The sequence below is a fragment of the Streptomyces sp. NPDC042638 genome (genome assembly GCF_040647235.1).
In the GTDB taxonomy this organism is placed as follows: Bacteria; Actinomycetota; Actinomycetes; order Streptomycetales; family Streptomycetaceae; genus Streptomyces; species Streptomyces rameus.
The window spans coordinates 54,579-58,172 of record NZ_JBEZBT010000052.1; the positions used below are offsets into that span (position 1 = coordinate 54,579).

Genomic DNA, 3,594 nt, shown 5'->3' on the forward strand with positions numbered 1-3,594 from the left:
AAGGCCCGGCTCGGCGTCGTGGGAGAAGTGGGGGGGCGGCCTCGGCGTCGTGCGGGAGGTGCCGGCCGGGCTCGGTGGCTTGTGGTGGACGAGGGCCGGGCTCGGTGGCGGTGGGAGGGGTGGCCCTGGTGATGGGGGGTGGGCCGTCGGCCCGGGCGGCCGGGGATCCCGCGGTCGGGGCGGCCAAGTCCCGCGGATCGGCGTCGGCGGCGCGGCCGGGCCTGTCGGCCCCCGTCGCGGTCGGCTCCGCGAGGTGATCCAGGATGCGGGCCAGGGTGGGGCCGCCGGGGTCGGGAACTCCGGGGTCGAGGGAGGGGCGGACGCCGAGGGAGTCCAGGACGCGGTGCAGACGGGCCGCGTCGGCACGCCAGGTGCGGTCCACGACCTCTTCCGGATACGCCTGCCAGTCCACCGGGGCCCAGCCCGAACAGGACTCGGCGGGGCCGCCGTGGAAGAGGTGGGCGGCGAGCAGCGAGGCGGCCTCGTCCACCGCACCGGGCTCCTCCAGCAGATCGCAGGCCGGCCGCTCGCCGAGCCGGGAGGTGAAGCCCTCGGCCAGCCGGTCGCGGCGGGACAGCTCGGTGAGCGCCGCCACCACGCCCGCGTCCAGCCGGGACGGCCAGCGGCCTATCCGCCAGGCGGGCAGGGCGACCCTGGTCAGCAGCCGGTCCCAGCCGGCGTAGGCGAGCCCGACCTGCTCCTGGGCGACGATCCGCAGGCCGTAGTCGACCGCCTGGGCGCGCTCGGCCGCCGCCGCCGCGACCCCGCGCTCCATCTGCATCGCATGCTCCTGGCAGCCGCGCAGCAACAGCCGGGCCACCCAGCCGAGGACCGCGCACCCCCCGCGGGTCAACGGGCAGCGGCCCGGCGCCGAGGCGACGGCCACGGCCGCGTCCAGCCCGCGGACGAAGCGGCGGGCGGCGGCTATGTCCGGGTGGGCCGAAGGGCCCGTACCCGCGATGACCGGGGCGAGGACCGCGCGCAGCTCACCGACGCGCATCCACCACAGGAACGGGGAGCCGATGACGAGGACCGGCGCGATCGGTGTCCGGCGGCGGCCCGGCCCCGCTATCTCGTCGGGCGCCGGAGGCCGGGGCGGACCGTGCGCCGAGTGGGTCCGGTCCTCCAGCCAGCTGTCGCAGTCCGGGGTGAGGGCTATGGCCGACGGGGCCGGCACGGCCAGACGGTCGGCGAGGTCGCGCACCATCCGGTACAGGTCCGGGGCGGACTGCTCCGGGATCGGCACCGTGGGTGTCGTGGCGGGGCGGCCCCGGGCCAGGACCACGGCGATGCCGGCCGCGGCCAGCAGCACCAGCACCGCGAACACGCCGACGACCCACCGGGCGGTGTCCCAGCCCGGGCCGACGAGATGGCCGGTGGAGGCACCCGTCAGCAGAATCACCTCGGCGCCCGCGGGCAGCAGGGCCACGGCCAGCGCCCGGCCCCGGACCCGCAGCACGGCGAGGGCCCGGGAGCGCGCGGCCTGTGCGCCTGCCTCCACACCGATTCCGGTCACGTGCCGACCTCGCCCCCTCTCTGCCGATCGCGTGCTGCCCTGGACTTGCTCACTCCCCCACTGTGGCACCCGCCACTGACATCGCAATGCCGGTGGGCCAAGTGCCGGAACGCTTGCGCGGCACCCTAGTTGGGGCCCGGGCGCTCGTCAGCCGGATAGGCGATTGCTCACTCGATGGAATGGCTCTGGTCAGAGCTGGGTGACAGACAGCAAAGATCAGGCCCCGGATTGCGTCCGGGGCCTGATGCGGTACGAGGGTGCGCGCGAGCGGCACGCGAGCCTGTGCTGTCGGCTAGGCCTGCGCCGCCTCGGCGGCCTTCGCCGCGATGTCCGTGCGGTGCTGCGAGCCGTCCAGGCCGACCCGGCCCACCGCCCGGTACGCCCGCTCGCGCGCCTCGGCCAGGTCCTTGCCGGTGGCCGTCACGGACAGCACGCGTCCGCCCGCGCTGACGACCGCGTCGCCGTCCCGCCTGGTGCCGGCGTGCAGCACGTATGCGTGCGGGGCGTCCTCGGCGGCCACCGCGTCCAGGCCGGTGATCGGGTCGCCGGTGCGCGGGGTGCCGGGGTAGTTGTGCGAGGCGACGACGACGGTGACGGCCGCGTCCTCGCTCCAGCGCAGCGGCGGCAGGTCGGCGAGGTTGCCGGTGGCCGCGGCCATCAGAAGACCGGCCAGCGGCGTCTTCAGCCGGGCCAGTACGACCTGGGTCTCCGGGTCGCCGAAACGGGCGTTGAACTCGATGACCCGCATCCCGCGCGAGGTGATGGCGAGGCCAGCGTAGAGCAGCCCGGAGAAGGGGGTGCCCCGGCGGCGCATCTCGTCCACCGTCGGCTGGAGCACGGTCTGCAGCACCTCGTCGACCAGCTTCGGGTCGGCCCACGGCAGCGGCGAGTACGCGCCCATGCCGCCGGTGTTCGGGCCCTCGTCGCCGTCCAGGGCGCGCTTGAAGTCCTGGGCGGGCTGGAGCGGGACGACGGTGTCGCCGTCCGTCACGGCGAACAGGGACACCTCGGGGCCGTCGAGGAACTCCTCGATCACCACGCGCTCGCATCCGGCGGCGTGCGCCTTGGCGGTCTCGATGTCGGAGGTGACGACGACGCCCTTGCCCGCGGCCAGACCGTCGTCCTTGACGACGTAGGGGGCGCCGAAGGCGTCGAGGGCCGCCGTGACCTCCTCGGCGGTGGTGCAGACGTAGGAACGGGCGGTCGGCACCGCGGCCGCCGCCATGACGTCCTTGGCGAAGGCCTTGGACCCCTCCAGCTGCGCGGCCTCCCCGGAGGGGCCGAACACCGGGATGCCCGCCGCGCGGACGGCGTCGGCCACACCGGCGACCAGCGGCGCCTCCGGGCCGACGACGACCAGTTCGGCACCGAGGCGGGTGGCCAGTTCGACCACCGCGGCACCGTCGAGCGCGTCGACCTGGTGCAGCTCGGCGACCTCGGCGATGCCGGCGTTGCCGGGAGCGCAGTGCAGCGCGGTGACGTCGGGGTCGAGGGACAGGGAGCGGCACAGGGCGTGTTCGCGGGCGCCGCTGCCGATGACGAGGACCTTCACGGGGGTCAGCCTATGGCAACGTCGCCGAAGACCGGGGCCCGGCCTGTTCGGGCTTTCCTCCAAAGGAGCCGGGACGCGGTCGCCCCGATGCCCCCCGGTGACTGCCTCGGGGACAGTCACCCCGACGCACCGGCCGCAGCCGCAGCCATCCCGCTGCCCCGGGTGTGCTCACACCGGGGGCGCCGGGCGCAGTCCGCGTCGGCTACTCGTTGGAGAACTCCTCCATCACCGTCGCTCCGAGCTCGCGCACGATCAGCTCGTGACCGGACAGGGCCGACTCGTCCAGATCCGGGTCGTCGTCCTCAGGGGTGTCGTCCTCGGGCGCGACCGGCTGCGGCTCGGGGGCGGCGGCGGGCCGGGAGGCCTGGGCGGGCCCGGCCGGGGTGCTGCCCTGGGGGGCGGCGGGCGCCTGCGGGGCCGGCTGGGGGCTCGCGGGGCGGGGGGCGGCCGGGGCGCCGTAGCCACTGCCCCCTTCCGCTACGTGTTCTACCTCGCCGAGGAGGAGCCGCCGGCCGTCACCTTGCAG

1 protein-coding gene and 2 pseudogenes are annotated in these 3,594 nt (G+C 75.8%); all 3 read right to left on the reverse strand.

All coding sequences use genetic code 11. From position 1 onward, the window contains the following. Positions 1–1,516 (reverse strand): annotated as a pseudogene (locus tag AB0B40_RS30915) (hypothetical protein); the annotation flags it as partial. Between the two features lie 292 nt (positions 1,517–1,808). Then, positions 1,809–3,068 (reverse strand): phosphoribosylamine--glycine ligase, encoded by a 1,260-nt coding sequence (gene purD / locus AB0B40_RS30920; RefSeq protein WP_345057056.1) that lies wholly within the window; start codon positions 3,066–3,068, stop codon positions 1,809–1,811. A gap of 202 nt (positions 3,069–3,270) precedes the next feature. Continuing rightward, positions 3,271–3,594, reverse strand: a pseudogene (locus AB0B40_RS30925) (hypothetical protein); the annotation flags it as partial.